The following is a 26,667-nucleotide window of genomic DNA, read 5'->3' as shown; positions in this document are numbered from 1 at the left end:
GATGACCACAACCACCAAGCCCTCCCCCACTACTGCTCCCTCCCCGGCCAAGCGGTCCCCGCTGAGCCGCCACAACCTGGGCACCGTCGTCGGATTCGAATTCGGCCGCACCGTCAAGAAGCCCCGGTTCTGGATCGCCACCCTTGCCATCCCCGTGGTCATGGCCATCATCTTCGTGCTGATCTTCGCCAGTAACACCTCCACCTCCGCGTCCGCCCAGGCCCAGAAAAACGCATCCCTGAACTTCACCTACACGGACGCCTCCGGCATCATCCCCGAAGCCACGGCCACAGCCATGGGCGGCAAGAAAGCCCCTGACCCGGACACCGCGCAGGCTGACGTGAGGGCCGGCACGTCTGACGCGTACTTCGACTACCCGGCCAACCCTGCCACCGACACCATCCAGGTCTACGGGGCGGACAAGGGCGTGTTCGCGAACAACACCTACGAAGCGGTCGCCAAGCAGCTCCTGGCCGTCGCAGCGCAAACCACCATCAACTCCCCCGAGCTCACGGCCGCCGCCAGCGGTGAAGTGAAGGTCCAGACCCAGACGTTCCGGGATGGGCAGGTTTCCGGCGGGTTCGGCTCCGCCCTGCCACCGTTGATGTTCCTGCTGCTCTTCTATGTGGTGATCCTCCTGCTCTCCAGCCAGATGCTGAACAGCACCCTTGAAGAGAAGGAAAACAGGGTTACCGAAATGATCCTGACCACCCTGAACCCGACGACGTTGATCGTTGGGAAGATCATCTCCCTGTTCCTCATCGGGCTGGTCCAGATTTCAGTGTTCCTGACCCCGGTCATCATCGGCTACGTTTTCTTCCGCGACCGGCTCTCCATGCCCGATTTCGACCTGTCGACCCTGACGTTCGAACCCGGCCCGCTGATCATCGGGGCCCTGCTGCTCCTGTCCGGATTCACGCTGTTCACCGCTGTGCTGGTCGCCATCGGCGCGGTCATGCCCACCGCCAAGGAAGCCGGCGTCATCTTCGGCCCGCTCATGGCCCTGATCTTCGTCCCGTTCTACGCGATCAGCCTGATCCTGTCCGACCCGAGCGCACCGATTGTGCAAGTGTTCACGTACTTCCCGCTTTCGGCCCCGGTCACGGCCATGCTCCGCAACGGCTTCGGAACCCTGGCAACCGGAGAAGCGATAGTCATCATCGCCATGCTCTTCGTTCTGGGGATCCTCATCCTGCGCCTTGCGGTCCACTTGTTCCGGTACGGCTCCATCCAATACTCCAGCAAACTCTCCATCACCGGAACACTCCGACGCCGGCCCCCCGAACTCACCGGCAAGTAGGGATTCCGGCTGGAGCATCGGGAAATGGTGCCAATGCGTTCACGTCTTTACCCGCCCCGCACCCTACAGCGTGTGGCGCGTCAGCACCTCGTCCCCCGGCAGCGGAGGATCCGCCACGCTTCGCCCTTTCAGCGTCCCGTCTGGTCACTCGCCGGGTGCCATTGGAAGTTGGATTCCAGAAGAAGCACCAGGGATCAGGCCAGGTAGCCCGGCCGGTGCAGCCCATGAGACGATCCTGTCCACCGGCTCGCGACCTGCGGCTGCAGGACCAATAGGTTCGTGTGCCGGTGGCCGATCTAAGGGCGGTCCACTCGAACGGATAGTGTCCGGGCGGCTCTACTCGTTTTTCCCTGCTCAGGGTGTGGCAATTTCGTGGTGAATACCTTGTGATTCCCTTGGCATTCCAAAGTTTTCGCTGCAGGGATTGCATAGTTTGCGGGTGCCCCTCATAAGTAGTCATCCAAGTAAGAGACAGGTAGCCATCGGGTGAATGCAAGTAGGTGCAGGTCGGAAGCGTACTGACTTTTCGAGTACTCCCGCGTAGACAGACCTGAAAGAGCCCCCGAAAGAGGGGTACCCGGTACTCGGGTGAGCGGGTCGAGGCCGTCGATAGCTTGAGGGAGCCGGAGATTACGTCCAGTCGAGAGAGAGCACCACCATGCACCTGCTTTCCAGCAGTCCCCCTCACCATCACACGGTATTCACACCGTGCTTCCTCCGGGATTCCCCGTGCTAGCGGCAAGTTTCGCTGGCCCGGTCGTAGCCTCCGTACAGCTTGTACCGGGAGACTTTTCACAGTGGACCAAGTTCATGCCGATCGCCTTGGCGGGGCTCGTGGTGTGGGCTCTTTGGCTCTACCGCGTCGTCCTGTCCAACCGTGCCCGCCCCACCGTCAACGACTTCTCCACCACCACATCGGTCGTGGTGCCCTCCTTCCACGAAGACCCGGACATCCTCCTGCGGTGCTTGGATTCGTGGCTGGACCAGGAACCCACAGAGATCATCATCGTCCTGGACGCCCGCGACACCGAAGCATATGAACGAATCCAGGCCCTCGGTGATCCGACCGTGAAACCGGTGCTGTTCCGCCACGCAGGGAAAAGATCCGCCCTGAGCAGGGGCATCCGCGAAGCAACGGGCGAAGTGCTCGTCCTGGTCGATTCGGACACGGCCTGGGAACCCGGGCTCCTGGCCGCGGTGCAGATGCCGTTCGCCGATCCAACGGTCGGCGGAGTCGGCACCCAACAGAATGTATACCAGCGCACCACCAGCGTCTGGCGCCGCATCGCTGACTGGATGATCAATTTGCGCTACTACAACTATGTCCCGGCCATGGGAGCCGCGGGCGCGGTGGCGTGCTTGTCCGGACGGACCGCCGCGTACCGGCGTTCCGTGGTCCTGCCGCTGCTGCCGAACCTGGAGGATGAGTTCTTCCTGGGCCGGCGCTGCATTGCCGGTGACGACGGCCGGTTGACGTGGCTGGTCCTCGCCGCCGGATTCAAGACGGTCCACCAGTCCAGTGCACGCGCGATGTCCATGTTCCCCAACACCCTCAGCGCCTTCATCAAGCAACGCGTCCGGTGGAGCAGAAATTCGTACCGCTGCTACCTCACGGCCGTGCAGAAGGGCTGGTTGTGGCGGGTCCCGTTCGTTACAAAGGTAACCGTACTGCAGATCCTACTCACACCGGTCACGATGGGAGTCACCATCGGATACCTGATTTTCAGCCGCCTGGAACTGACCGGCATCGGCATCGCCATGACCGTCGGCTGGCTGCTTTTGGGCCGCGGGATCCGGGGCTGGTCCCACCTCTCCCGTCACCCTTGGGAGATCTTCCTCCTGCCGCTGCTGGCACTTATGGTCATCGTTGTGGCCTTACCCATCAAGACCTATGCCTTCTTCACCATGAACAAACAAGGGTGGCTGACCCGGTCCGAGGATGCCACCGGCGGCGCAGGTCAGAACTCGTCCACCCTCACCACTGCGGAGGCACGATGAGGAACCTCACCAAAGCGATGGTCCTCGCCGTAGGATTGGTCATGGTCGGCGCTCCGATGGCCTCCGCTTCGCTACCCGCGGCACCCTCGGCAACCCCGTCAGGTGTTCCTGCGGGCGTGCCGGCAGGCACCGACGGCGACACGGATCTGACACCTCAGGTCACCGATGGCAGCAATTACTCGGGCGACCCGACCAGCGAAGCGGCACTGGTGGTCAGCGAGGACCAGCGGCTGGTCATGGTCAGGACGCAGGCCGCGATTGCGCGATGGACCGGCGCGAGCCTGAACGTTCCTTACAGGGTGGCCTCGGGGACCGGGTACACGCTGGTCCTGACGGCACGGGCCAAGGACTACACCCTTGATGACTTGTTGTCCCTTGCCCCCAAGACTTTCGTGAGGCAACCGGACGGCAGTTACCTCCTGAGCGAAAACATCGTCATCGAATCAGGTGCGACGCTGACCCTGAGCAGGCCCACACCGCTGACGATCAAGATGTTCAGCTCCGCGCAGAAATTCGTGTCCATCGTCAACTACGGCGGCCGCGTGAACGTCGTCGGCAGCCCCACCGCCCCGGTCACGGTCACCAGCTGGGACACGGACCACAGCAGCCCCCGCGGAATCACCGACAACGGGCGCGCCTATATCCGTTCCATCGGTGGCACCGTCGTGATCGATCACGCGTCCTTTGAATCCTTGGGATTCTGGAGCGGCCGGACCGGGGGGCTGTCCATGACAGGCTCCGACCGTCCCATCACCGGTGCCATCACCGGCACTGGGGCCGCGGTCATCAAGCACCACTCAAAGAACAGCAAGCACCCCCAGGTCACGGACGCAGCTCCTGCAGAACCCGTGCCGGGCGCCGTGCTTCCAAGCGACATCGTCCCGTCCTTGGAGGAGAACTCCACCCAGACCGACTTCAGCTACGTCACCGCCTCGGTGACCAATACGCAGATCACGGACAATGTCTACGGACTGTTCCTGGCCAATGCCATCGGCGTGAGCGTCCACAACGTCACCGCCGAGAAGAGCCGGATGGACGGGTTCGTACTGCACCGGAACGTCTCCAACGCCACCATCGTGGACTCCACAGCCAAGCACAGCGCCTTGGACGGTTTCCGGCTTTCACGCTCCATCCGTTCGGTCCGTTTGGACACGGACATCTCTGAATTCAACGGACGCAACGGTATCTACATCGACGGCAGGCCTTTGGCGACCGGTCCCTCCGCGACGGGAACGTCGATCAGTTCGTACGGCAATGACGTCGTGGTCATCAACAGCACGATGACCGGCAACAGCCACTATGGCCTGGAAATCCGCGGTGGGCGCAGCACCACGGTCCGTTCCAACACGATCTCCGACAGTGTGATGGGAATTGTCGCCCAGGATGCTGCCTCCGGGGTGACGGTCGATGACAACCGTCTCGACGGTCTGGCCATGCACGCCATTGCCCTTCGAGATGGCGTCACGGGAGGGAAGGTCACCAACAACACCGTCTCGGACAGCGTCGTGGGAGTCTACCTTCGCGATGCCGCCGCGGACGTTGAAAGCAACAACCTGACCGGCATCAGCAATCACGGGATCTCCGCGCTCGGCGCCGCCACCATCACGGTGCGCTCTAACATCATCTCCGGGAGCGGTCCGAGCGCCGTGGACCTCAAACGCGCCGAGAACGCCACCTCGTCGAACAACACCACCGCCGAATGGACGTTCACGAAATCGTTCTGGCAGATGCTGGCCTCCTTCTTCCAGCCCCTGACAATCCTGTGGACGGTGCTGGCCCTCATTCTGGTCTTCACCGCCCTGCGCGGGCGGCGGCTCAAGCGCACGATCCGGCATCCCTACGCCGATCAGGCACCGATGAGCGCCTTCACCGACCTGGACCCGATGCAGATCCGCCCGGATTCGCTGGGACCGGCCGACACTGTCCCACCGGCCGAACAACCCAGGACCGTGCCCAGGCGCCGGGCAGCACAAGACGCCCACGCCGATGGCGGGTCGTTCCGGCCGGCCGAGCGCGGCCACGTCGAAGCAGGACTAACGTGACCCGCCGTACCGCGGTCCCGTGGATCATCGCCGGTGCCATGACCGTCGTCGCACTCATCGCCATCGTCAGTGCCATCATCCTGGCCATTCCCAAACCACAACCGCTCACTGCCTCCACCTGGGCGGTTACACCAGCACCCGCCGAAACAGCGACACCGGCCGCCGGACCCACCAGCAGCACCTCAGCAACGGATACGGACGAGGACCAGGAACAGGCCGCGGATACGTCCACCGGGCCCAAGCCGAGCGGCTCGGCGACCGGGAAAGTGAACCGCGACGCCCCGATGAGCCAAGCGGCCCTGGCTGCCCGGCCGGGGCAAGGGCCGCTTCCCGCCGCCAAACCCGCGACGTGTCCGGCAGCAACGGTCAGAGTCAGCACGGCAACCCAGCTAAGCGATGCCCTCGCGGAAGCGGCCCCCGGCACCGTCATCCAGCTCGCCGACGGAGTCTACGAGGGACACTTCTCCGCCACGGTTTCCGGGACCGCCTCCCAACGGATCTACCTGTGCGGCGGCCGCAACGCCGTCCTGGACGGCGGAGGAACCAGCAAGGGCTATGTCTTCCACCTCGATGGCGCCAGCCACTGGGTTCTGTCCGGCTTCACCATCCGCAACGGCCAGAAGGGCCTCGTCGCTGACTCCAGCAACGGCTCCGTCATCCAGAACCTTTCCGTAACAGGCACCGGGGATGAGGCCATCCACCTGCGGACGAACTCCAGCAGCAACCTGGTCATCGGCAACGTCATCAGCGATACCGGCCACCGGAATGCCAAGTTCGGCGAAGGAATCTACATCGGCAGCGCCGTGAGCAACTGGTGCACCTACACCAACTGCACGGCGGACGAAAGCAACTACAACGTCATCACCAACAACGACATCTCCGCCACCACCTCCGAAAGCATCGACATCAAGGAAGGCACGATTGGAGGCGTCGTAAAGGGTAACCGCTTCGACGGCAGTTCCATGACGGACGCGACAGCCTGGATCAACGTCAAAGGCAACGCCTGGACCATTGAAGCGAACTACGGCCAGAACTCCCCGGAAAACGGCTACGAAACCCACCAAATCCTTCAAGACTGGGGCGACTACAACCACTTCGCCGGCAACACCGGAACCGTCAACGGATCCGGATACGGCATCGCGAGTTGGCCGCCACTGCACAACACCGTGTCCTGCACCAACGCGCTCACCGGATCCGCCAAGGGCCTGAGCAACATCCCCTGCACCCCCTGAAGCACCCCACGCACCCCACGCACCTCGAGAAAGGCCGACCATGTACCAGCCGACCAGCATCGCATCAGCCCACCCTTCCGTCATTGAAAACCCGAAAATCACCGTTGTCGGCACCGGCTACCTCGGTGCCACGCACGCCGTCTGCATGGCCCTGCTCGGCTACGACGTCATCGCCCTGGACGTCGACCAAGCCAAGATCGACCACCTCGCAGCCGGGAACCTGCCCATCTTCGAGCCAGGACTGGAGGACAAACTCCGCGAAGTCCTCGCCGCCGGGAAGCTCCGCTTCACCACCGACGTCAAACTGGCCGCCGGCCACGGCGACGTGCACTTCATCTGCGTCGGCACACCCCAAGCCAAAGGCTCCGACGCCGCCGACCTCACCTACGTCGACGCGGCCGTCACCGCCCTGGCAAGGGAACTGCACCGTAAGTGCCTCATCGTCGGCAAGTCCACCGTGCCCATCGGAACCGCTGCCCGGCTGACCGCACTCGTCCACGCCACCGCCCCGGCAGGTTCCCTCGTGGAACTGGCCTGGAACCCCGAATTCCTGCGCGAAGGCTTCGCCGTCATGGACACCCTCGAACCGGACCGGTTGGTCTTCGGCACCGCCTCGGCATGGGCAAGGGCGCAGCTGGCCGCCTGCTACACCTCGATCATTGCCGCCGGAACCCCCGTGGTCAGCACGGACCTGGCCACCGCAGAACTGGTCAAAGTTGCCGCGAACTCCTTCCTCGCCACCAAGATCTCCTACATCAACGCCATGGCCGAAGTCTGCGAGGCCACCGGTGCCGACGTCAGCCACCTCGCCGACGCCCTGTCCTACGACAACAGAATCGGCGGGCGGTTCCTCAAACCAGGACTGGGCTTCGGTGGCGGGTGCCTGCCGAAAGACATCCGAGCCTTCGCCCACCGGGCCCAGACGCTCGGAGTCGGCCAGGCCGTGGCATTCCTGCGCCAAGTCGATGGAATCAACAGGCGGCGCCGCCAGCGTACGGTGGACCTGGTAACAGAACTCGCCGGCGGCGACCTTCTTGGCGTGAAAGTCGCCTGCTTGGGGGCGGCCTTCAAACCGAACTCGGACGACATCCGGGACGCGCCCGCCCTGGACGTGGCACGCATGCTGCACGAGGCCGGTGCGCTCGTCACCGTCTACGACCCCGAGGCCATGACCAATGCCCGCCGCAGCTACCCGGACCTGTCCTACGCCGGGTCGCTCGAAGAAGCCGTCACCGGCGCAGGCGTGGTGGCCGTACTCACCGAATGGGATCTCTTCCGGGCAGCGGACCCGTATCACCTGGCTACGCTAGTGGACTCGCGGTGCATCGTCGATGGCCGGCACGCCCTCGACGCTGAGAGGTACCGGGCCGCCGGCTGGGACTACCGTGCCCTTGGCCGCCCCTCCCACACCGGCACGGTCACGTTCCTGGACTTCGAGAATAACGGGCTGCAAGCCCAAAACGCCGGATAACGCACCATCCTGTCTGATCCCCGGCCGCCGCCTCACGTGACGGCCGGGGATCCGCCACACAATCCAAGGGGGAAGCTCAAGAGCTCCGGCAGCGCCCGTTGCCCGAGCTCGTTCGATACAGAAAAAGGACAGATGAGATGAGCGCACCAGGATCAACGGAGATCGGAATCCTCGCCTACCGGGAGGCCATGGTCCTTGACGCAGCCGCCGTGATCAATGCCCTGTGTGGTCTGCTGGGTCAACGCCTGGTGGCCTACATCGGCTCAGTCAAGGAAACACGAGCCGTCAGGCAATGGATCGCCAAGGAACGCGCCCCGTCCCAGCACGTCGTCAAAGTCCTGCGCGACGCCTACCACATCGCCGTCCTGCTGAACGGAACAAATTCCCCCGAAGTGGTTCAGGCCTGGTTCCAAGGCATGAATCCTCTGCTGGATGACCAACCGCCCGCCAAACTGCTGCGTGAAGGCGAAACGGATGAGGCAGCCCACCGCGTCCTCGCTGCCGCCCGGGCCTTCTGCGCAGTGTGAACGAACCATCGCGGAACCTACCGTCAACGGCGGGGACGATGCGCCCGCCCCCCCGAACCTGTGCCGTGCCATCCGACCATCAGGCACGTCACGTCACCGCCCGGAAGGGAACAGGATCACCGGAACACGAAGGCGGCGTGATCATGACTGCCGGCCGGGCCGCGGCATCTGTCGCCGCTCCTTATCATGACGCGGACGTGCCTGCTGACGCGATATCCTCGGAGTCGTAGACCGTGACACCGAAGGGCGGGCGGACCCAAAGGGGGAAGAATGACAGGTGCGCATCACGAACCAGCAGGGAACACCCCCGCGCTGAGCCTGCGACGGGCGGCGCGGCAGGCGGCGTTGAGCATCGATGCGTTCAAACGAGCCGCAGACGCGCTCAACGACACCCCGAACGACCTACGTGCCGGCGGGCCGAGCACCCCTGTTCGCTACGACGCCGCCCGGCTGGCTCACTGGCTGCGCGCCCAAACCAGGCCCAACGACACGACGAGCACATCGTCACCCTCCGCGCCGATCCCTGTTGCTGCGCTGTGGACCAACTCGCAGTGGGAACTGACCGCCGCCGATTACGGTGTGTCCACTACGGGCGAACGACTGATCACCGCCAAACGACGGATAACCCAGCAGCTTGCCGCCGCCAGCGGCAAGAAACCGGCGGACTGTGAAATCGAAATCAGCTACAACATCGCCCATCCAGGCATGAAGGCCTGGCAGGAATCCGTCGATCTCAAGGACCAGGGAACCCGCCTCCTTGAAGCAGCCGCCCGGAAGCGACGCGAAGCCATCAGAACGCTGACCGCGCAGGGCATCACCGGACCGGAGCTGGCGGCGGCGTTCGGCCTCTCCCATCAGCGCGTCCAACAGCTTCAAACGCCAACCAAAGGCACTGCGTTCTCGGCGCTGCTCGACGCAGAGTAAATAGCCGACCCCGGCGCTGCTGCGGGGGCGGCAGCCCCGGCCCGTGCCAGCTCGCCCAGACGCGCCCACATCCCATCAAGCTGCCCTTGCCGGCGGACCGGGGCCGAATCATCCTCATGACCAGGCCATGTGCGGTAATGGGCCATCTTCATGCTGTCCAGGATCCTGTGCAGGCGAATGACCATGGGGCGGCGCGGTAGCTGCCGGACTCGAGCGCCGCGCACGGCCAAACCGCCACGAGACCCGAAGCCCCACTGGCACACAACTCAGCCCAACCGCTCCCAGGCGGGACCCTGGCCAGCCAGCAGATGCGCCTCACGGCATTCATTGCCTTGCGACCACGTTCGCATTCTCGACGTAGATTTATTCGCCGTAAAGACCGCTGATGCCTTGCGCGTATAAATTGCAAATTGCGCAAGGCCGCTGTTTGCGGTAAGTCCTCTTTGATCTTCCGGAACCGAAATCAATAACGAAAGTCAAGCGCCATCTAGAATCTTGATGAATTCTTGAGTCTACGGTCCGATACGGTTTTCTCATTTCCTATCTTTTCCACGATGCGCCACCACCGCCACGAGGAGAACGATCCAGGGCTGCCTTCCGGAACAGGCCACGGGTGGCCAGGAGTGGCACCCGGAACGCCGATAGCCTGCGGCATCCAGTCTCCTGCCACCAGCTACAGGCGCAGCGGTGGAGGCGCAGCGACCTTTGGATATCCACACCGGTCCGACACGTCCCAATTACCGGAGGGAAGGTCCTTGTTGCTTCTCCTCGCGCGCTGAAGTGGGCTTTCATTCAGAAATTTATGCCCGCTCGCCTCCCCTGCGACAGATTCTGACCGTGGGAGCAGCCCTGAAGTACTTGGACTACTCGGAAAACTGCCCTTGACAGCCCGTTACCACGGTGACGCCTGTGACTGGACAGCACTCAGGATGCTGATGATAAAGGTGCGATTAGTTGCCATTCCGGCCATCCTGCAGCCCGAAAGGGATTCTCGAGGGTCGACCTGTCCCGCCGGAGTCCCTCCAGCCCGGGTACTCACGTACACGCCTGAAACGCAACCGGGAACGCCCCGAAAACTGCTAAGACTACTTTTCTTTCCAAGTAGTGTCCGGCCGAGTACTCAGGGAAAACTGAGTACACCACAATTGCGGAGCAGGTACCCGGAGCGAAGGCGCCTGCGGAAAATTGAGTACCGCTACGCTGTTGCACTATTCCCGATTCAAGCAATTCTTGTTTCACGAACTCCACACCCGAAAAAAGCATCACGGGAGATCCGGAATTCGCAGCAGATCAACATGATGTGCTGAACACATACCTCGGTACTGCAAACAAAATTCTGGGAAGGATTTACAATGAACGCTCTTATGGTCAACATGATTGCTTTTGTCGCCGGCGTCAAGGAACGCTTCGCCTCCGAAAAGGGTGCAACCGCCGTCGAATACGGCATCATGGTCGCCCTGATCGCCGTCGTCATCATCGGCGCCGTCGGCATCCTCGGCGGACACCTGAACACCGCCTTCACCGACATCGCCGGCAAGGTCGCCCCCAAGGCAGTACCGGCCGGCTAAAGCAGGCTACCGCCAAACTCACTGCCGGCTGTCCGCCCCAACCTGGACGGCCGGCAGTGACGTTAACACGGAGCGAAACCGGACGTCTGGGCGGACCGGCGGACCTCCACGCTGTTGAGGGGTATCCAAGGTGAGGAAGTAATCATGAAATCGCGATTAATCGGCGGCATCGCCGCGCTCGTCCTGGCTGTTGTTGGGACTGTGCTGCTGGTGAACTATGTCTCCAACGCGGACCGGCGGGCACAGTCGTCCCTGGATCCGGTGGATGTTGTTGTCGTTGACAAGCCCGTTCCGGCCGGGACGAGCGTCCAGGAACTCAGTTCCCTGGTTCAGATCCGATCGGTTCCCAGTGCCGCGAAGGCGGACGGGGCGCTGACGACGCTTGATACCGCAAGCGGCCAGGTCACGTCCGTGGCTTTGGAACCCGGTGAGCAGCTTCTGGGAAGCCGGCTCATTGACCCGACCGAACGGATCATGCCCGGCGCCGTTCCGGTGCCGGAAGGAATGCAGGAAGTTACCATCTTGCTGCCACCGGAGAGCGTGGTCGGCGGCACCGTGCGCGCAGGGGATCTCGTCGGGCTGTTTGTGACGCAAACGGACCCGAACAACGCCCAGATGGCCAGCACCCAACTGGTGTTCGACAAGGTCCTGGTCACGGCAATCCAGCAGGCTCCCACCCCGCCGGACACGACAGTGGAAGGTACCTCCTCGGTGCCCAGCGGCGCATCGTTCGTGACGCTGGCACGCACCTCCACCGACGCCGCCAAAGTCATTCTGAGCGCCCGGGTCGGGAACATCTGGCTGACCAAGCAATCGGCCACGACCCCTGAGAGCCCGAAAACAACGGTCAGCACGGCAGGGATCTTCCAATGAGCCGCTTCCTCGCCCTGACAAGTTCGACCGGGTTCGAACAACGGCTCACCGTGTCCCTGGATTCCCGCCACGAAGTCCAGGTCCTCCACGGGCTGGCCGCCCATGAAACTCCCGCCGACGTTTTGAGTCGGAACGCCGGCGGGCCCACCGACGTCATCGTCTTCGGCCCGGACGTCCCCCTCGAGCGGTGGTTCGCCCTGGCGACCGCGTTCGACGTCGAGTATCCGGACATCGTCGTGGTCCTGGCAGCGCCCTCCACCGCCGAGGTGACTCTTGCAGCGCTCCGCTCCGGCATCCGCGACATCCTCGATCCGGGCCTTGATGACCATCTCCTGTCCGTGGCGTTGGAACGGGCAGCCCACACCGCCCTGAACCGCAAACAGACCGCCTTGACTGATGCCCCGGAAGGGAACCGGAGGGGCCGGATTGTTTCGGTAATGTCGCCCAAGGGCGGGGTCGGGAAGACCACCGTGTCCACGAACCTCGCAATCGGCTTGGCCCGGACAGCTCCGATGGGGGCCGTCATCGTAGACCTGGACCTGCAGTTCGGTGATGTCGCCTCCGGACTGGGGCTCGAACCTGCCCACACGATCACCGATGCGGTGCAGGGATCCGCAGCCACGGACGCGATGGTCCTCAAGGCCTTCCTGGCCCCTCACCCGAGCGGCGCCTACGCCCTGTGCGCACCGCTACGACCGGCCGAGGCTGACCTGATCGACCCGGCCCAGGTCGCAGCGCTGGTAAATCAACTGTCCCTGGAATTTCCCTTCGTGATCCTCGATACCTCACCAGGGTTGGGGGACGTCGTCCTGGCAGTTCTTGAACTGGCGACAGACGCTGTCTGGGTCTGCGGGATGGACATCCCCTCCATCCGCGGCCTCAACCACGGGCTCGAGGTCCTCCGCCAGCTCGATCTGATGCCACCGTCCAGCACCTTGGTGTTGAACTTCGCGGACAAACGCAGCGGCCTGACCGTCAAAGACATCGAGGCCACCGTCGGTTTCCCTGTGGACCTGGTTCTGCCCCATTCCCGCGCCGTCCCGTTCTCCACAAACGCCGGTGTGCCGATGCTCCAAAGCGGCCGCCGGGACCCCGTCAGCAAAGGTCTCGGCTCCCTCGTGGCCAAGATAGCCACCGGTGCGACGGGCGCCGGTGTCAGGAACTCACGGCGAAGGATGGCAGTGTCATGAGCATCATCACCCGGCTGGAAGCCACCCGAGTCCCCGGCGACACACCGGGCGCACCCGCTGGACCGGTAACCGAGACACCCATAGTTCCCCGCAGCGCCGGCAGTGACGCCGATGTGCGCCCAATGGAACAACTGGCACGAGCGTCGGTGAAGATCACTACCGACGCACTGGCCGGGATTAAGAAACGGGCGGCCGAAGAACTGACCAGCCGCCTGGGTGGCCGCATCACCGATTCCGGACTCGATGAGGGCGACGTCCGGCGCATGGTCCGTGAGGCCCTCAGCGAGTTCATCGATGACGAACAGGTGCCACTGACGCCCGACGAACGGCGCCGGCTGATCCGCGAAATCGTCGACGAAGTCCTGGGCCTGGGACCGTTGCAGAAACTGCTCGACGATCCTCTCGTCACCGAAATCATGGTCAACGGCGCCCACAGCATCTACGTCGAACGGGCCGGGCGGCTCCATCCGACCGGCACGACTTTCAGTTCCGACGCGCATCTGCGCCGCGTGATCGAGCGGATCGTCTCCAGGATCGGGCGGCGGATCGATGAATCCTCCCCCTTGGTCGATGCCAGGCTGGAGGACGGCTCGCGCGTCAACGCAGTGATCCCACCCCTGGCCGTGGACGGCCCATCGCTGACCATCCGCAAGTTCTCAGCAGTGCCCCTGACAGTGCAGGACCTGATCAGGTTCGATTCGATCTCCCCGGCCATGGCCCAGGTCCTCGACGCATGTGTCAAAGCGCGGCTGAACATCATCGTCTCCGGAGGCACCGGAACGGGAAAGACCACCCTCTTGAATGTGCTCTCTTCCTTCATTCCGGAAGAAGAACGCATCGTCACCATCGAGGACGCTGTGGAACTGCAGCTCCAACAGGCCCACGTGGTGCGTCTGGAAAGCCGGCAGGCGAACATCGAAGGCCGCGGCGCCATCACCATCCGCGATCTGGTCCGGAACTCCCTGCGCATGCGACCGGATCGGATCGTCGTCGGTGAGGTCCGCAGCGGAGAAGCCCTGGACATGCTCCAGGCCATGAACACCGGCCACGACGGCTCCATCTCCACGGTCCACTCCAACTCCCCCCGCGACGCCATCGCCCGGATGGAAACACTCGTGCTCATGGCCGGCATGGAACTGCCCTTGCGCGCCATCCGTGAGCAGATCGCCTCCGCAGTGCATGTGATCGTGCAGCTGAGCCGGCTCAGGGACGGCACCCGGCGCGTCACCCACATCACCGAAGTCCTGGGCATGGAAGGCGACGTTGTCACCCTGCAAGACGCATTCACCTTCGACTTCGCGGCCGGAGTCAACGCCGAGGGACGGTTCATCGGCAAAACAGTAGCCACCGGTGTTCGCCCGCGCTTCGTCGAAAAGCTCGCAGACATGGGCATCTACCTACCGGCAGAGGCCTTCATGCCGCAACATCAGATGGGCCGGTGAGAACCATGGCCCCGGACCTGACCCTGCTCGGCGGCACAGTTGCCATCCTCGTGGCTTTGTCGCTCCTGTTGTTCGTCACGCTTCGGCCCCGCTACCAGGACATCGCCGTTACCAGGCGCAGGCCAACGACGAACGCTGAGATCGAGGCATCCGTCATCACGAGGATGGCCGACGCCACGGTCGCCACCGTTGAACGAGGCGTCGGCCAGCGCCGCCGCGGCCTGTTCGGCAAAGACGCCCTGCAGGAAGCGGGCCTGGCCATCAAACCATCCGAGTTCCTCGTCCTGATCTTCACCGGCTGCTTCGTCCTGGGCATCTGCGGCTTCCTCGTCGGAGGAATCTTCCTCTGTGTCCTGTTCGCTGCCCTGTCCCCCGTGTTGGCGTGGCTGTTCCTCTCCACCCGGTCCGGAAAACGACGCAGACGATTCAGCGAACAACTCACTGACATGCTCCGGGCCATCTCCGGCAGCCTGCGCTCCGGACACAGCATCACCCAAAGCATGCACAGCGCCAGCCTGGAAATGCCCGCCCCCATGTCGGAAGAACTCGCCCGCATCGTCAACGAGAACCGGGTAGGCCGGCCGGTTTCCGATGCCATGGCCGAGGTCGGCCGACGGATGAAGTGCGAAGACTTCGAATGGTTGAGCCAGGCCATTGAGATCAACCGTGAAGTCGGTGGCGACCTGGCCGGTGTCCTGGACCACGCGGCCGAGACAGTCCGGGAACGTTCGCAGATCAAGGGGCAGGTCCGTGCGCTGGCCGCGGAAGGGAAGTTCTCCGCCTTCATCCTGATCGGGTTGCCGTTCGTCGTTGCCATCTTCATCAACGTCGTGAACCCCGGATACATGGCAACGCTCTTTCAGTCGTTGCTTGGCTGGATCTTCATTATCGTCGGCGTGATCATGATGGCCATCGGCTCCTTCTGGATCAGCCGCATGGTCAAGATCGAATTCTAAGGAGAGGACATCATGCCTGCCCCCGTATGGTTGATGATCGCCGCGGTCGTCCTGCCCGCGTCCTACTTCGCCTGGTCGCTGATATCGGTGGATCGGGCCTCCGGCAGACTGATCCGCACCAGACTCCAAGCCGCCGCCCCACGACAAAGCACCGACACGCCCGCCGGACCGACCCTGGTGACTCGGATTGTCCGCAGGCTGACACCGAACTCCTACATCCTCCGGCTCGACCAGACCCTCGCGAAGGCGGGACGGCCAGCCTCCATGCCGTTGGAACGGTTGCTGACCCTCAAGCCCCTCGCCGCCCTCGGTGGAGGCCTGCTGGCCCTCCTCCTCGGCGGCGGCCGTTCAGCACCCGGGATGTTCCTGACACTGGCCCTGGCGGCAGGCTGCTACTTCCTGCCGGATCTGCTGGTCTACAACAACGGCACCAAACGTCAGGCCCGTATCGAGAACGACCTGCCCAACGTCCTGGACCAACTGCTGATCTCGGTCGAAGCAGGGCTCGGGTTCGAAGCCGCCGTCGCACGGGTCGGTGCCAGCGGCAGCGGACCGCTGGCAGATGAACTCGTCCGCACCCTCCAGGACATCCAAGCGGGACGCTCACGCCGCGAGGCCTACCGGGCCCTCGCCGAACGGTCCACCGTTCCGGACCTTCGCAGTTTCGTCGGCGCCGTGGTTCAGGCGGACATCCAAGGGCTGGCCATCGCCCGGATCCTCAAACCCCAAGCCGAGCAAATGCGCATCAAGAGAAAGCAGCGGGCCGAAGAGAAAGCCATGAAACTTCCCGTCGCGGTGATCTTTCCCCTGCTCCTGTTCATCTTCCCGCCGCTGTTCATCATCATTCTTGGCCCGGCAATACTCAACGCAATCGCCACGTTCGCTGGCCGCTGAAGGTCTGGAGGAAGTCATGTTCACGTCACCGAAACGGTGCCACCACCCGGCCGATGAGCCGCAGCGTGGAGCCTCCGTCGTCGAGTTCGCGATCATCGTACCGTTACTGCTGTCCATGCTGCTGGGCGTCATCGACTTCGGCGTCGCCTACAGCGAAAACATCAGCCTGCAGGCGGCAGCACGCGAAGGCGCCCGCCAGGGTGTCACCAACGGTGACGTCATCGCTTCTGTCACCGGCGCCAAAGGAAACCTCGAGGCAGCAAAGATTCAATCCAAGTTCGTTGTCGACACCGCCGGCGGCGCCCCGGGCAAGCTCGTGGTGTGCCTCCGATACCCGCAGCGCTCCGTGAGCGGCTTCTTCTCCTGGATGCTCAACGGCTACTTCGACACCAAATACGTCATGAAAATGGAGGGCACCGCAACGAAAACCTCCGATGCCAAGAACTGGACCGGTGGCACATGCGCGGCATAACAACAGCCACAGCATCTGCCTGGGCGAGGAAGAGCGCCGAAGCGGAACCCCCTGAACGCGGTGGCTCCATTGTCATCTTCGCCCTGCTGGTCCCGCTCCTGTTCGCGGCGCTGGCCCTGGCCTTGGATTTCGGAAAGCTCGCCTACGAACGACAGGATCTGAGCAACGCCCTGGACGCCGCAGCCCTGGCCGGCGCCGGTTCGCTTCCCAACGATCCCACCACGGCGAAGACCGCGGCCATATCCTACGCAAAAAGCAACGACCCGCAGGCCGACCCGACCATCGCCTTCCGCTGCCTCGTCGCGTCCACCGGGGCATCGAAAACCGTGGCCTCCGGGCAGGTCCCCAACGTCTGCGACCCGGGCGCCACCGCCGGCGCGATATGCAACGAAACCCTGTGCTCCATCCCCTGCGTTCCGGGCGGCACGAAAACCTGCAACACCATCATCGTCACCGCCACCAAAGATGTCCCGTTCGCCTTCGCCCCGGTGATCGGCGTCAACACCGGCAACACCGGAGCGCTGTCCGCGATCGCGTGCAAAGGATCATGCGGAACCCAAATCCCCAACCCCATGGATATCGTCATGGTCGCCGACCGCACGGGCAGTATGAGCGACGCCGACCGGAACCTGATGGTTGCCGGGATCAAGAGCACCCTGCAGACCATGACCAAGGAGCAGCAATACGTTGCCCTGGGCACTATCGGCCGGAGCGCGACCACCCCTGGCAGTTGCATCACCAAGCCATCCACCTCGCAGACGACCGGCCCGTGGCTCCCGGTACCCTTCACCAACAACTACACCAACACCCCGGCCACACCAGGCGGGGTGCCTCCGTTGAACACCAGCAGCCCCCTGGTCAGCGGATTGACCTGCCTGAATTCATCAAGCACTGGAACATACCTCGCGGCCCCGCTGAAATCCGCGGCCCGATACGTCCTCGGCCTGACCCCCAACAATCTGGGGACTCTGCCGGTCCGGTCCACCCCGGCCCGCAAAGCCATCATCCTGGAAACGGACGGCCAACCAAATGAGGAGAACATCTCCGGCTCAACCGATTTGGGCACGGCAACGGATATCGGCAACACAAACGGCACCGTGGCCTGCAACAACCTGATCGACGTTGCAAAAAAGGCCAAGGAGCACGGCCTTCTGATCATCACCGTGTCCTTCGGAGAGGCCAACCTCGCCCGGTGCAACGGAGGAAGCACGTCTTTTGTCCGCGACGTTCTGGCCGCCGCGGCCTCACCAAAAGCACCCGGAGTGCCGAGCACCGCATCGAACGACTGCCAATCCACGGCCTCACGGGCTGCAGAGAACGGCGACGGGGACATGTTCTTCTGCGCAGCGACGGGCGCGGAGATGGGCCCGATTTTCGCTTCCGCCGTCAACGCCATCAGCACCAACTCCCGCCTGATCAGACTCCCCGAATGATCCGCGACCTTTAGCGCGCGGCCTCAAGACCGGTCGTTCGTGGATCCCAGACCATGGCGGCCGATAGGGCCCCCTTCCGGTACCCAGAGCCGGGAGGGGGTCTGCCCCCAAAGAGAGCCAACCTCCCCGGCCTGTAACCTCTCTACAGCGAACGATGACTGTCGTGTTTGAAACGGCCGCGATCGGGTACAAACAGGACGTGGCGTAAGCCTCGAAACAGGGTGTATTCACGAAGGAAGCCCGCTGGAGCCCCACCGGCGGGCTTCCCGGCCGACCGCTCCCCACAGCGTGACCGCCAAGCAAATAGGCCCAGCCGTGCGTTCACGTCCGGGTGCCGGACCCCCACCCTACGGCCTCGTAGCGTTTTGAACGCCCGCCCGCGTTAGTTCCTAGGGCCCACTCTCGGTTTCCTGAACCCTCCACGGATACTCCCTGAGGCTCTCAATACTCTCCAGAGCGGCAGCCATGCGCTCGGCGGGCACGGTAAACGTCACGTCAATGCCGACTTTCGCCCACGTCAAGTGAAGCTGGGCATCCTTGGGCTGGGGTTCGTGGATAAACCAGTAAGTAAGCGACCAGAAACCTCCACGCTCATCGAAGCCGAGCACGGTGGCGTAAGCGTTGATGAATCCAGGCTGCTTTAGAACCAGCCGCGGACCAGACAGCGGAGATTTCTGAAGTGCGGCCCCGATATCCCGCGTCGCCCTCTCGTGCCGATTCCTGTCATGGACTCCCCGCATGCGAATGCTGACGTGCGCCAATACGCCCTTTGGATACACCTCGGCATAATCCAATGAGCACACTGCCCCGTTGATCGGACGATGCTCACCGGACACAAGTCCCGGAAGCCAATCATAGGGTGGCGTGTCGCTCCTCACCGGTGCGCTCAGCCCAACGGTGAATCGTCCGGACCACGACGGTGCATGTCCTCTGCATCCGGGGCGCTTGGATCATCATCTGCGTCGGGCCCCAGAGGCATCTCGGGTCTCAGTAAAGGATCCGCCTCAGGAGCCTGTTGAGGTTCCTCAGCCTGTAGTCGTTCCTCCCCGGATGCTGGGACTTCCTTGCCGTCCGGCGTGCCGCTCATGATGCCACGTTAAACCTGTAGGCATTCTGCTGTCGAGGGGACCGACGCGCCCAAAACTCCAGCGCGCAAGGCTGATACGCCTGACAACAGCACTGCGATGGCCGCCGTATTCCTCCACGTCACCTCGCGTCCACAGCTGTGGCACGAGGGTTCACCTGAGTGCGGGAGTCTTGAGGGTTTCCTGAGGAACTGTTGACCGAACACAGGATGGGTTCTTGATTCTGCCCCGGCAGAGTAGTTCTTGTCAGCCAGAGAGGCCGACATGAAACGGCCGGCCGGTCTCACGGTGGCCACCTGAAAGGAAACCTGATCCCCATGGCCATCAGCCTCAAGACCACCTCCGGCAAGATCCTCGCTTCCGTCGCACTGGTCGGCACCGCAGCCGCCGTCGCCGGCATGGGCACCTACGGCGCGTTCACCTCCTCCACCTCCGCCTCCCAGGCCGTCACCGCAGGCACCGTCACCATCGCCCTGGGCGCTCCCGGCCCCGCCAACACCCTCAACGTCCCCGTCACCGGCCTGCTGCCCGGCGACAAAGTCGAAAAGCTCGTCACCCTGGCCAACACCGGCAACTCCGACCTGAACAACGTCACCCTCACCACCTCCGCCGGCGCCACCGGCTCCCTGCTCACCACCGACGCCGCCAACGGCCTGCAGCTGACCATCGAAAACTGCAGTGTCGCTTGGACCGGTTCCGCAGCTCCTTACAACTGCACCGGAACCAAAACCACCGTCCTGGCCTCCGGACCGGTCATCGCGGCGAACAAGGTCCTGAACAACCTGACCTCCCTGACCTCGGCCAAAACCGACAACCTCAAGGTCACCACCGCGTTGCCGGCGACCGCGAACAACGACTTCCAAGGCGCCGCGTCAACCGTCGCGTTCGCCTTCACCGGCACCCAGCGCACCGAAACCACCAAATAGCCAGCATTGCGCGACGGTCCCCGGACCGCCACCCATGCAAGACCCCGGAGGCCCCGCCCGTGTTGCCCTTACCCGGGCCGGGCCTCCGGCCAGACCCGCCGCCGGGTCTGATCGGATTCTCCACCCCAGCCCGATCAGATCCGGCGGTCCTTTGTATTGAGCAAAGCTTGATGCTTTCCCGCCTCCAGCCTTGAGCCCGGCCGGCCAGACTCTTAACCAGAACGTCAACGAACAACCTCGGAAGGAGCGCCAGGACCATGAGCGCACTGAGCACTATCACCACTCCCGCCCTCCACGGCCGACGTTCCGCCAATGCGAAATCCGCGCAGACCATCAAGACCGCCGCGGTGAAGCAGCCCTCAGCGGCCACTGATACATTTCGTCGTTTCGCAGGGAAGGCCTTCCGGGGTCTCGGCGTCGGAATGCTGATCCTTGCGGCGCTGGCGTTCTTGATGCTGGCCATCGGCCCGCGCGTCCTTGGCTACCAAACCTCAACCATGCTGACCGGCTCCATGGCGCCGCTGATCAACCCAGGCGACGTCGTCGTGACCGTCCCGACTCCGATCACGGACATCAAAGTGGGCGACGTCATCACCTACCACATCCCTGTGGAGGACCACCGGGTGGAAACCCACCGCATCATCGAGATCACCACCACCGCCGACGGCGGCGTCGCCGTACAAACCAAGGGAGATGCGAACAACGGCATCGACCCCTGGATCGCCACCCTCCAAGGCACCACCGTGGACAAGCAGGTCGCCACCATCCCTTACGTCGGCAACGCCATCCGCACCCTCCGCGAACCCATCGTCATGAACACCCTCATGTACGGCGCCCCGGCCATCCTGGTCATCGGAATGCTCGCCTCCATCTGGACCAAAGACCCCAACGAAGCCTCCACCGAGGAAGACGCAGGGGGACAGGCGGCCAGTGGTGTCTAACCATGGCGCGGACCTGGACTCTGGGAGGCTCCGGGCTCTCGCCGAAGAACTCGGAAACCCGGAACCAGCACGGCAGTTCCTCACCAAGTACCTGGCCATGCTCACCGGCCGCACCGACCGGATCGCCCACGCCCTTGAAGACCAGGACACGGACGAGACGGCAACTGCGGTGCTCAGCCTGAAGATCAGCTCAGCATGGTCGGCGCCCTGGAAATAGAGCAGCAGTGCCTTGCGATCGAAACCCTGATCCGTCACCACCGCCACGACGCCGCCGCCCAAACTCTCCCGACACTGCGGCAGGCCGGATCCCGGTGCGTGGCAGCACAGGCCGAACTCCTCGACGCGGCCCATACCGCCCTGAGCCGACGGGCAATTCCTGGTTCTTGAGCGGACCTTGAGTGTTCACCGGGGTCATTCCTGAGACCGCTTGTGCACACTTGGAAGCAGACCATCACGCTACGGAAACGGGACCACGCGCATGCAGGGCAAGGGCATCATCTGGCGAGTACCGGCCATCATCATGGCCGCGGTACTCCTGCTGATGGGCGTCCAGACTTCACCGGCCCACGCGAAGTTCAACGACACCGAGACAGGTTCCATGGCCGTTACAGCGGCCCGGATTCCTGCGCCGGCAGCCAACACGGTTGCCGTGACGAAGTCCTGTGATTCCCTTCTTTGGTGGGGCCAGGCAAAGATCAGCGTTGGCACCTTCACCCCTGTGGGACATGCGAACTACCACGAGTTGAAAGTCATCGACCCCGACGGCGTCGTCCAGTTCACCGGAGACTTGAGCAAAACAGCCGGGAAGTCCTACAACTCGGGCATCCAAAGCGTCAGCAACCTCTCCGGGACGTGGACCTACCAAATCCGCGGCTACTACAAAGTCCCCAACTCCACGAACACTTGGGCCGGCCAACCGCTTACCGGCACCCTGAACTGCTCCTGATCACAGACCCCGACTTGATCCGACAAGATCGCAACGATCGCATCGTTTGCGCTCTCACCGTCTGCACACCCGCAACGCCGCAGGCCAGGAACAACCGCCAGTAGCGCTCCTGAAACCCTGCCAACTTAAGGCAGGTTGAAGATGAGACGCCAGCGGGTATCGCAGGCCGGGACTGTTGGCCGATACCTTCAGGCGGTCGCCGCGGCCAGCACTCCGTCATTTTCCGGCCGGGGTGGGGCATCTAGAATGGGCGCGTTGATATGCGTCCGGTCGTAAACGACAAGTGCGTTGTTCTCGATAATCGGTTCCTTGGATGTCACTAATCCTGTGCGCTTATCGCGGGTCAGGCGCATCACTTTGTTGTGGCGATAGACGTGCCCGTCTACTTCGTGGAAGTACGCGTCTTCTTCACGGATGTGAAACTTCACTTCGGGGGCACGCTCTGCACGGAGTTCACCGCGCAAATGCTCATCTGAGGTTGTGACCAGGAATTGATAGGCCTGGTCGGTGTCGTTCCGGACCCGATAGTCCAGGTAGTTGTAGATGATGGAAGTGCCTGAGCCGAAGGGGATCTGACGGTTGTAGTCAGGAAACAAGTCCAAGTCGCCGTGGTGGTGATGCTCGACAACGGTCAGTTCACTGTGCAGGACCATCCAATGCAACAGGTTAGTGAACTGACACAGCCCTCCCCCGATGCCAGAATCTGCCCGGCCATGATTGATGACCAGCCCCTCCCGGTACCCCTTCGCTTCGGTGCAACTGCCGACGAGCTTCCAGAAGGAGAACGTCTCTCCAGGGCGGATAACCACCGAATTCACCAACGGTGCCGCGATTCCGAGGCTGATCGCCTTGTTCTCCTGCAGGTGCAGGTCAACATTGCCGAGCTTCCGTCGGATCAACGAATTGTGGCGATAAACCACCTCCGGTAACACTTCATCGGGTCGTAGCCGGGCGAAGGCAGTGAAGGAGAAGAGATCCCGGACCTTCCGCGTGATGATCATGCGCTGAACCGAGAGACGGTATGTGAAAGGCGATATTTCGCAGAACAACTTTCGTGGCAATGTTTCCCCAATAACGAGCCCAAAAACGGGCGGCCCGACGCCCACAAATATCGGCATCGGACACATCTTTACAGACGCTGGAGAAAACGGGAAATCCGAGTCTCGAACGTCCTGAAACCCGCCGATTGGAAGCGACGAAAGCCAAGCAGCAGGTGACTTGTCCCTCACGGCCAGTACGTCTAGCCCACTCTGGATTAGCCGCAAGCTTTGCACCAAGGCCTGCGCCAATAGTTACGGAAGGGTGCTTATCGGCGTTGGCAGCCTTGGCTCTGATGCCGCGCCGTCTTCAGGAAGTCAGCAGGTACGAAATACGTGCTTTCAATAGGTTGTGTCATGTAGGTCTCGAAGCCTTCGCCGAATTCGACGACCAAGACGAGCTGATGCCAACTATTCTTCCGTTCATCAGGGATGAAGGTCCGGTGTTCTGGTTCATGGGCCAGGACCGGTTTTACCGGATCTTCATCCTCAAGGCTGTTGCCTGTGCCACAGGTACGTCCGCGCCACGGGTTAGCATCAGGGAAAAGGCCAGAGGGTGGCCTTCCGAGAGCCCGGGAGTAGGTCTGATGGCAGAGGAACGCATCTCGTATGGTTTCCCACTTCCCGAAGGGGAAGTGTGCCCCACAGGATCTTTCAGCCTGTTCTTGGAAACGGGGCTGAGTACATGGTCCGAGGGACTGTTCCGCATCCACGGCTATACCCGGGGTGAGGTCGTTCCTACAGCCGAGCTCGTTGTCGCTCACAAACACCCGGAGGACCGCGACGCTACCCGGCAACTCATCAACACCCTCGCCCGTGATGGCGGGCAAGGCTCGAATTTCCACCGCATTATCGACAGCCAAGGAAAAGAACACCGGGTCCTGACCGTGGCTGAAGCAGACCGGGACGAGGCAGGGAAGGTCATCTCCATTCACGGTCTTACGATCGACCTGACCCGGGCCATCGCGATCGAAAGCGGCCATGCCGCAACCTCTGCCCTGGTCAACGCATACGCGTCCCGCGGTGTCATTGAGCAGGCCAAAGGCATCCTGATGGGGTACTTCAACATCCGCCCTGCCGAAGCCTTCGAACGCATCTCACAGGTCAGCCAAAACACCAACACTAAAGTCACAGTCGTTGCAGCGGGACTGGTCGCGGCAGCCGAGGAAGGCCGCATCCACGCCGTCCTGCGACGCTGGACCCGACCGGCAACAAGCGCCAACGCCGCCGCCCGCCCTCCGCAGTGATGCCGCCCGGCCTCCGGAGCCGATTGCGCCGCCACTGACAGCTCGGGTGAGAACGGCACGTCATATAGTCGTTGCTCCGTAAGTGGCTGCGGCAGTCGCTCAGCCTTCTGTGGCTTAGGAGGCTGCGCCGGCCCGGGGCTCCTGAAGGAGCCATTCCATGGCCTCGGCACGGGAGTTAAAGAACCTGGTGGGGCACGGCATGGTTCGTCGCGCCATGGCGAAGTTGGCGATGACGCGGCTGACCGGGCCGGAACCGATCAGCGCGATCCGTGAAGCGGCGCACTTGGTGCTGAAAACGGACTTGGCCCGACGGGTCACCTCCCTGGTGTGCGTGATGTCGATCAACATCGGGTACTCGCCCCCGCCGGCCACCCTATTGATTGACGCCATCGCATCCTGGACATCAGCCGCTTCCAGAACAGTGCCCGGATTCCACACCAGGTGAAGAACACCCGCATCCCCGAGCTCCAAGGTGCCCTTGCCCCCACCAACCACGACCTGATCCATCGTCCGCCCCCAATGTTTAGTGAGGCCCAGACTAGCCACCGCTGCGCGCAGGCGATAGAACGACATGCCACAGAACGGGAACTTGGCCGCGGCGGAAGAAGCCTGGGACTCGGGGCCTCATCACGGCTCGCGCAGGCGCTCTTCCGTTGCAGGTGTCGGCGTCATGGGCATAGCCGGTCGGCGAGGGCGCGTAACTCCCCCGGCCTGAAGGGCTTGATCAGATGGACGATCGCTCCGGCGGCCATGCCTTCGAGCTCCATATCAACTCCGGCGTGCGCGGTGATCATGATGATCGGGGCGGTGCAGACGATGAGAAGTCCGCGCGCCACATCTCGACCGTCCATGTCAGGCAGGCCCACGTCCAGGGTAATCAGGTCCGGTTGCAGAACAGCAGCGGTCCGTAGTCCTTCGACGCCACTGGCAACAGGCTCCACCTCGAATCCGGCGCCGCTCAGGATCAGCGCAATCAACTCACTGATGTCCTGATCGTCTTCGATAACCAGGGACAACCCCCGCGACGACAAGAGCTCCTCCTCAAGCCCCGAGTACCGTGTACTCAACTCTCACGGACGGCGCCGAGTAGTAGAGTATTCAGGGCCTCTTGAGATACCCAGCCGAACCCGACCATGGGAATCTGGGGGCCCGCACGCTGCAGAACAGGCCACCCAGCCCGCCCATGCTTTATGCGAGACCCCTCCACGATGCCAGCTGCTCCTCAAGATTTCATCAAGGGCCATGTACAAGCGGTCACGACGGCCTTAACAGGCGGTCTGCCTGCCGTAGAAACTAAGCAAACAAGCAGCCTCAACCGCACGGGCCGACTTCCTCGCCGGCTCACCAATGCGTGTCCTGCAACTTCATGAAGGGCCCTTGCCGGCGGTAGGGTCCCTAGTGCCCAGTTAGTCTTGCCAGCATGACGATCGGCACTGTGAGCAGTATGCCCAGCACCCATGCCCCGCGTATTGCCCGGGACTGATTGATGCTTTTTTGAAGGGCCGAGAATCTGTTGCGCACGAGGACCGGGTCCGTAGCTGGTTGTGGTTTGCGGTGCCAGGTGTTTGGCTTTTCGGCGGCTGCGACGAGGAGTTCGACCTGCCTGGGACTGAGGAAGACCGGGCGGGATTTGAGCCAAGGGATCAATTGCTGATCGGTGAGGACTGCTGCGCCGAAGGGTTGATCCCTTGTTGTCAAGGACTTGGGATTCCGGATGACGATGACGGCGGCGACCGGAACCGTCGCGCGTACCTGACGTCCGAGCAGGTTCGCTGCCCGGGTGGCCTCGTACTGGGCGTTGCGGAGGTGGCGTTGTTTCCTGCCTGCCACCATCATCACGTGTCCTGCAACCCAGACACCCTGGCCACTATGGTTTTTGGTGTTGATGGTAAACACACCTGAAGGGCCGATGAGGACATGGTCGATATCGGCGGTTTCGGCGCCGACGGGAACGGCATGCAGCACGGTCCAGTCCGGGCCCAGGGCCGTGAGGAGGTAGCCAATGGCGATCTCGCCCAGAGCGCCTTTGTACCAAGAGTGACTCCCGATTGCCAATGGATCTACCCCGAGGATCCTGTGTACGAAGAGCCGGGGCCGCTGTTGTGCTTGCAGCGCCAACAAATGCTCGATCACACCCTGTCCTGGCATCCGTTGTTTCAGACT

At 62.9% G+C, this 26,667-nt stretch carries 26 protein-coding genes; 20 read left to right on the top strand and 6 right to left on the bottom strand.

Features of this window, described 5'->3' with window-relative positions; genetic code table 11:
• Nucleotide 1: 1 nt before the first annotated feature.
• The 15 genes from J3A64_RS23460 (at nucleotide 2) to J3A64_RS23390 (ending at nucleotide 18,322) form a co-directional block, all read left to right on the top strand.
• On the top strand, nucleotides 2-1,300 hold the full coding sequence (locus J3A64_RS23460; RefSeq protein WP_210066500.1) for an ABC transporter permease: 1,299 nt from the start codon (nucleotides 2-4) through the stop codon (nucleotides 1,298-1,300).
• An 810-nt stretch (nucleotides 1,301-2,110) separates the two neighbouring features.
• Nucleotides 2,111-3,298, top strand: a complete 1,188-nt coding sequence (locus J3A64_RS23455; RefSeq protein WP_210066499.1) for a glycosyltransferase — start codon at nucleotides 2,111-2,113, stop codon at nucleotides 3,296-3,298.
• Nucleotides 3,295-5,340: a right-handed parallel beta-helix repeat-containing protein gene (locus tag J3A64_RS23450; protein ID WP_210066498.1), complete on the top strand. Its 2,046-nt coding sequence runs from the start codon at nucleotides 3,295-3,297 to the stop codon at nucleotides 5,338-5,340. Before J3A64_RS23455 ends, J3A64_RS23450 begins: the two co-directional genes overlap by 4 nt.
• Entirely contained in the window at nucleotides 5,337-6,572 is a 1,236-nt protein-coding gene (locus tag J3A64_RS23445) for a nitrous oxide reductase family maturation protein NosD (RefSeq protein ID WP_210066497.1), read from the top strand. Before J3A64_RS23450 ends, J3A64_RS23445 begins: the two co-directional genes overlap by 4 nt.
• A 40-nt stretch (nucleotides 6,573-6,612) precedes the next feature.
• Nucleotides 6,613-8,043 (top strand): UDP-glucose/GDP-mannose dehydrogenase family protein, encoded by a 1,431-nt coding sequence (locus tag J3A64_RS23440; protein WP_210066496.1) that lies wholly within the window; start codon nucleotides 6,613-6,615, stop codon nucleotides 8,041-8,043.
• A 137-nt stretch (nucleotides 8,044-8,180) separates the two neighbouring features.
• Complete coding sequence (locus J3A64_RS23435; protein ID WP_210066495.1) at nucleotides 8,181-8,570, top strand: hypothetical protein; 390 nt, start codon at nucleotides 8,181-8,183, stop codon at nucleotides 8,568-8,570.
• Nucleotides 8,571-8,840: 270 nt separating this feature from the next.
• Complete coding sequence (locus tag J3A64_RS23430) at nucleotides 8,841-9,494, top strand: hypothetical protein (protein ID WP_210066494.1); 654 nt, start codon at nucleotides 8,841-8,843, stop codon at nucleotides 9,492-9,494.
• 1,352 nt (nucleotides 9,495-10,846) lie between these two features.
• The gene (locus J3A64_RS23425; RefSeq protein WP_210066493.1) at nucleotides 10,847-11,062 is read left to right on the top strand and encodes a Flp family type IVb pilin; all 216 of its coding nucleotides are present in this window, start codon (nucleotides 10,847-10,849) and stop codon (nucleotides 11,060-11,062) included.
• A 144-nt stretch (nucleotides 11,063-11,206) separates the two neighbouring features.
• Nucleotides 11,207-11,935 carry a Flp pilus assembly protein CpaB gene (gene cpaB / locus J3A64_RS23420; protein ID WP_210066492.1) on the top strand — a complete coding sequence of 243 codons (729 nt, stop codon included), beginning with the start codon at nucleotides 11,207-11,209 and terminating at the stop codon, nucleotides 11,933-11,935.
• The gene (locus J3A64_RS23415; RefSeq protein WP_210066491.1) at nucleotides 11,932-13,125 is read left to right on the top strand and encodes an AAA family ATPase; all 1,194 of its coding nucleotides are present in this window, start codon (nucleotides 11,932-11,934) and stop codon (nucleotides 13,123-13,125) included. The genes cpaB and J3A64_RS23415 overlap by 4 nt, the downstream gene beginning before the upstream one ends.
• The gene (locus J3A64_RS23410) at nucleotides 13,122-14,567 is read left to right on the top strand and encodes a CpaF family protein (RefSeq protein ID WP_210066490.1); all 1,446 of its coding nucleotides are present in this window, start codon (nucleotides 13,122-13,124) and stop codon (nucleotides 14,565-14,567) included. Before J3A64_RS23415 ends, J3A64_RS23410 begins: the two co-directional genes overlap by 4 nt.
• A 5-nt stretch (nucleotides 14,568-14,572) precedes the next feature.
• The gene (locus J3A64_RS23405; RefSeq protein ID WP_286363974.1) at nucleotides 14,573-15,523 is read left to right on the top strand and encodes a type II secretion system F family protein; all 951 of its coding nucleotides are present in this window, start codon (nucleotides 14,573-14,575) and stop codon (nucleotides 15,521-15,523) included.
• A gap of 12 nt (nucleotides 15,524-15,535) precedes the next feature.
• Nucleotides 15,536-16,417, top strand: a complete 882-nt coding sequence (locus J3A64_RS23400) for a type II secretion system F family protein (protein WP_210066488.1) — start codon at nucleotides 15,536-15,538, stop codon at nucleotides 16,415-16,417.
• Nucleotides 16,418-16,433: 16 nt separating this feature from the next.
• A complete protein-coding gene (locus J3A64_RS23395; protein WP_210066487.1) occupies nucleotides 16,434-16,889 on the top strand; it encodes a TadE/TadG family type IV pilus assembly protein in 456 nt (151 codons plus the stop codon).
• Nucleotides 16,877-18,322, top strand: a complete 1,446-nt coding sequence (locus J3A64_RS23390) for a pilus assembly protein TadG-related protein (protein WP_210066486.1) — start codon at nucleotides 16,877-16,879, stop codon at nucleotides 18,320-18,322. The genes J3A64_RS23395 and J3A64_RS23390 overlap by 13 nt, the downstream gene beginning before the upstream one ends.
• Nucleotides 18,323-18,711: 389 nt before the next feature.
• Here the strand turns inward: J3A64_RS23390 and J3A64_RS23385 are convergent, their stop codons facing one another.
• Together J3A64_RS23385 and J3A64_RS23380 are read right to left on the bottom strand one after the other, a co-directional pair.
• Entirely contained in the window at nucleotides 18,712-19,125 is a 414-nt protein-coding gene (locus J3A64_RS23385) for a hypothetical protein (protein WP_210066485.1), read from the bottom strand.
• Nucleotides 19,126-19,208: 83 nt separating this feature from the next.
• Nucleotides 19,209-19,409: a hypothetical protein gene (locus J3A64_RS23380; RefSeq protein WP_210066484.1), complete on the bottom strand. Its 201-nt coding sequence runs from the start codon at nucleotides 19,407-19,409 to the stop codon at nucleotides 19,209-19,211.
• 315 nt (nucleotides 19,410-19,724) lie between these two features.
• Between J3A64_RS23380 and J3A64_RS23375 the strand changes: the two genes are divergently transcribed.
• From J3A64_RS23375 to J3A64_RS23360, 4 genes are all read left to right on the top strand, one after another.
• Entirely contained in the window at nucleotides 19,725-20,333 is a 609-nt protein-coding gene (locus J3A64_RS23375) for a TasA family protein (RefSeq protein ID WP_210066483.1), read from the top strand.
• 257 nt (nucleotides 20,334-20,590) lie between these two features.
• A complete protein-coding gene (locus J3A64_RS23370; RefSeq protein ID WP_210066482.1) occupies nucleotides 20,591-21,274 on the top strand; it encodes a signal peptidase I in 684 nt (227 codons plus the stop codon).
• Nucleotides 21,267-21,491 carry a hypothetical protein gene (locus J3A64_RS23920; RefSeq protein ID WP_286363964.1) on the top strand — a complete coding sequence of 75 codons (225 nt, stop codon included), beginning with the start codon at nucleotides 21,267-21,269 and terminating at the stop codon, nucleotides 21,489-21,491. The genes J3A64_RS23370 and J3A64_RS23920 overlap by 8 nt, the downstream gene beginning before the upstream one ends.
• Before the next feature lie 261 nt (nucleotides 21,492-21,752).
• On the top strand, nucleotides 21,753-22,220 hold the full coding sequence (locus tag J3A64_RS23360) for a hypothetical protein (protein WP_210066481.1): 468 nt from the start codon (nucleotides 21,753-21,755) through the stop codon (nucleotides 22,218-22,220).
• 188 nt (nucleotides 22,221-22,408) lie between these two features.
• Here J3A64_RS23360 and J3A64_RS23355 read toward each other — a convergent pair whose 3' ends face one another.
• On the bottom strand, nucleotides 22,409-23,449 hold the full coding sequence (locus tag J3A64_RS23355; protein WP_307807241.1) for a VanW family protein: 1,041 nt from the start codon (nucleotides 23,447-23,449) through the stop codon (nucleotides 22,409-22,411).
• Nucleotides 23,450-23,661: 212 nt separating this feature from the next.
• On the opposite strand from J3A64_RS23355, the gene J3A64_RS23350 reads away from it, so the two are divergent.
• Nucleotides 23,662-24,504: a PAS and ANTAR domain-containing protein gene (locus tag J3A64_RS23350; protein ID WP_210066480.1), complete on the top strand. Its 843-nt coding sequence runs from the start codon at nucleotides 23,662-23,664 to the stop codon at nucleotides 24,502-24,504.
• A 114-nt stretch (nucleotides 24,505-24,618) separates the two neighbouring features.
• On the opposite strand, the gene J3A64_RS23345 is transcribed toward J3A64_RS23350, so the two are convergent.
• From J3A64_RS23345 to J3A64_RS23335, 3 genes are all read right to left on the bottom strand, one after another.
• Complete coding sequence (locus J3A64_RS23345) at nucleotides 24,619-25,011, bottom strand: STAS/SEC14 domain-containing protein (protein WP_210066479.1); 393 nt, start codon at nucleotides 25,009-25,011, stop codon at nucleotides 24,619-24,621.
• A gap of 161 nt (nucleotides 25,012-25,172) precedes the next feature.
• Nucleotides 25,173-25,535, bottom strand: coding sequence for a response regulator transcription factor (locus tag J3A64_RS23340; RefSeq protein WP_210066478.1), 363 nt, complete (start codon nucleotides 25,533-25,535; stop codon nucleotides 25,173-25,175).
• 364 nt (nucleotides 25,536-25,899) lie between these two features.
• On the bottom strand, nucleotides 25,900-26,637 hold the full coding sequence (locus J3A64_RS23335; RefSeq protein WP_307807240.1) for a nuclease-related domain-containing protein: 738 nt from the start codon (nucleotides 26,635-26,637) through the stop codon (nucleotides 25,900-25,902).
• Nucleotides 26,638-26,667: the final 30 nt, after the last annotated feature.

It is taken from the genome of Pseudarthrobacter sp. PvP004, assembly GCF_017876035.1.
GTDB classification, from domain to species: domain Bacteria; phylum Actinomycetota; class Actinomycetes; order Actinomycetales; family Micrococcaceae; genus Arthrobacter; species Arthrobacter aurescens_A.
Note: the sequence above shows the minus strand (reverse complement) of the source record. Positions and strands in the feature narration are given on the sequence as shown.

Excerpts from the sequence above, each read along its gene's own strand:
- J3A64_RS23345 (WP_210066479.1), bottom strand. The coding sequence starts at position 25,011 with ATGGATCAGGTCGTGGTTGGTGGGGGCAAGGGCACCTTGGAGCTCGGG.
- J3A64_RS23405 (WP_286363974.1), top strand. The coding sequence starts at position 14,573 with ATGGCCCCGGACCTGACCCTGCTCGGCGGCACAGTTGCCATCCTCGTG.
- J3A64_RS23400 (WP_210066488.1), top strand. The coding sequence starts at position 15,536 with ATGCCTGCCCCCGTATGGTTGATGATCGCCGCGGTCGTCCTGCCCGCG.
- J3A64_RS23360 (WP_210066481.1), top strand. The coding sequence starts at position 21,753 with ATGCAGGGCAAGGGCATCATCTGGCGAGTACCGGCCATCATCATGGCC.
- J3A64_RS23395 (WP_210066487.1), top strand. The coding sequence starts at position 16,434 with ATGTTCACGTCACCGAAACGGTGCCACCACCCGGCCGATGAGCCGCAG.
- J3A64_RS23410 (WP_210066490.1), top strand. The coding sequence starts at position 13,122 with ATGAGCATCATCACCCGGCTGGAAGCCACCCGAGTCCCCGGCGACACA.
- J3A64_RS23430 (WP_210066494.1), top strand. The coding sequence starts at position 8,841 with ATGACAGGTGCGCATCACGAACCAGCAGGGAACACCCCCGCGCTGAGC.
- J3A64_RS23455 (WP_210066499.1), top strand. The coding sequence starts at position 2,111 with ATGCCGATCGCCTTGGCGGGGCTCGTGGTGTGGGCTCTTTGGCTCTAC.
- J3A64_RS23390 (WP_210066486.1), top strand. The coding sequence starts at position 16,877 with ATGCGCGGCATAACAACAGCCACAGCATCTGCCTGGGCGAGGAAGAGC.
- J3A64_RS23370 (WP_210066482.1), top strand. The coding sequence starts at position 20,591 with ATGAGCGCACTGAGCACTATCACCACTCCCGCCCTCCACGGCCGACGT.
- J3A64_RS23460 (WP_210066500.1), top strand. The coding sequence starts at position 2 with ATGACCACAACCACCAAGCCCTCCCCCACTACTGCTCCCTCCCCGGCC.
- J3A64_RS23425 (WP_210066493.1), top strand. The coding sequence starts at position 10,847 with ATGAACGCTCTTATGGTCAACATGATTGCTTTTGTCGCCGGCGTCAAG.
- J3A64_RS23440 (WP_210066496.1), top strand. The coding sequence starts at position 6,613 with ATGTACCAGCCGACCAGCATCGCATCAGCCCACCCTTCCGTCATTGAA.
- J3A64_RS23375 (WP_210066483.1), top strand. The coding sequence starts at position 19,725 with ATGGCCATCAGCCTCAAGACCACCTCCGGCAAGATCCTCGCTTCCGTC.
- J3A64_RS23450 (WP_210066498.1), top strand. The coding sequence starts at position 3,295 with ATGAGGAACCTCACCAAAGCGATGGTCCTCGCCGTAGGATTGGTCATG.
- J3A64_RS23350 (WP_210066480.1), top strand. The coding sequence starts at position 23,662 with ATGCCAACTATTCTTCCGTTCATCAGGGATGAAGGTCCGGTGTTCTGG.
- J3A64_RS23380 (WP_210066484.1), bottom strand. The coding sequence starts at position 19,409 with ATGAGCGGCACGCCGGACGGCAAGGAAGTCCCAGCATCCGGGGAGGAA.
- cpaB (WP_210066492.1), top strand. The coding sequence starts at position 11,207 with ATGAAATCGCGATTAATCGGCGGCATCGCCGCGCTCGTCCTGGCTGTT.
- J3A64_RS23435 (WP_210066495.1), top strand. The coding sequence starts at position 8,181 with ATGAGCGCACCAGGATCAACGGAGATCGGAATCCTCGCCTACCGGGAG.
- J3A64_RS23415 (WP_210066491.1), top strand. The coding sequence starts at position 11,932 with ATGAGCCGCTTCCTCGCCCTGACAAGTTCGACCGGGTTCGAACAACGG.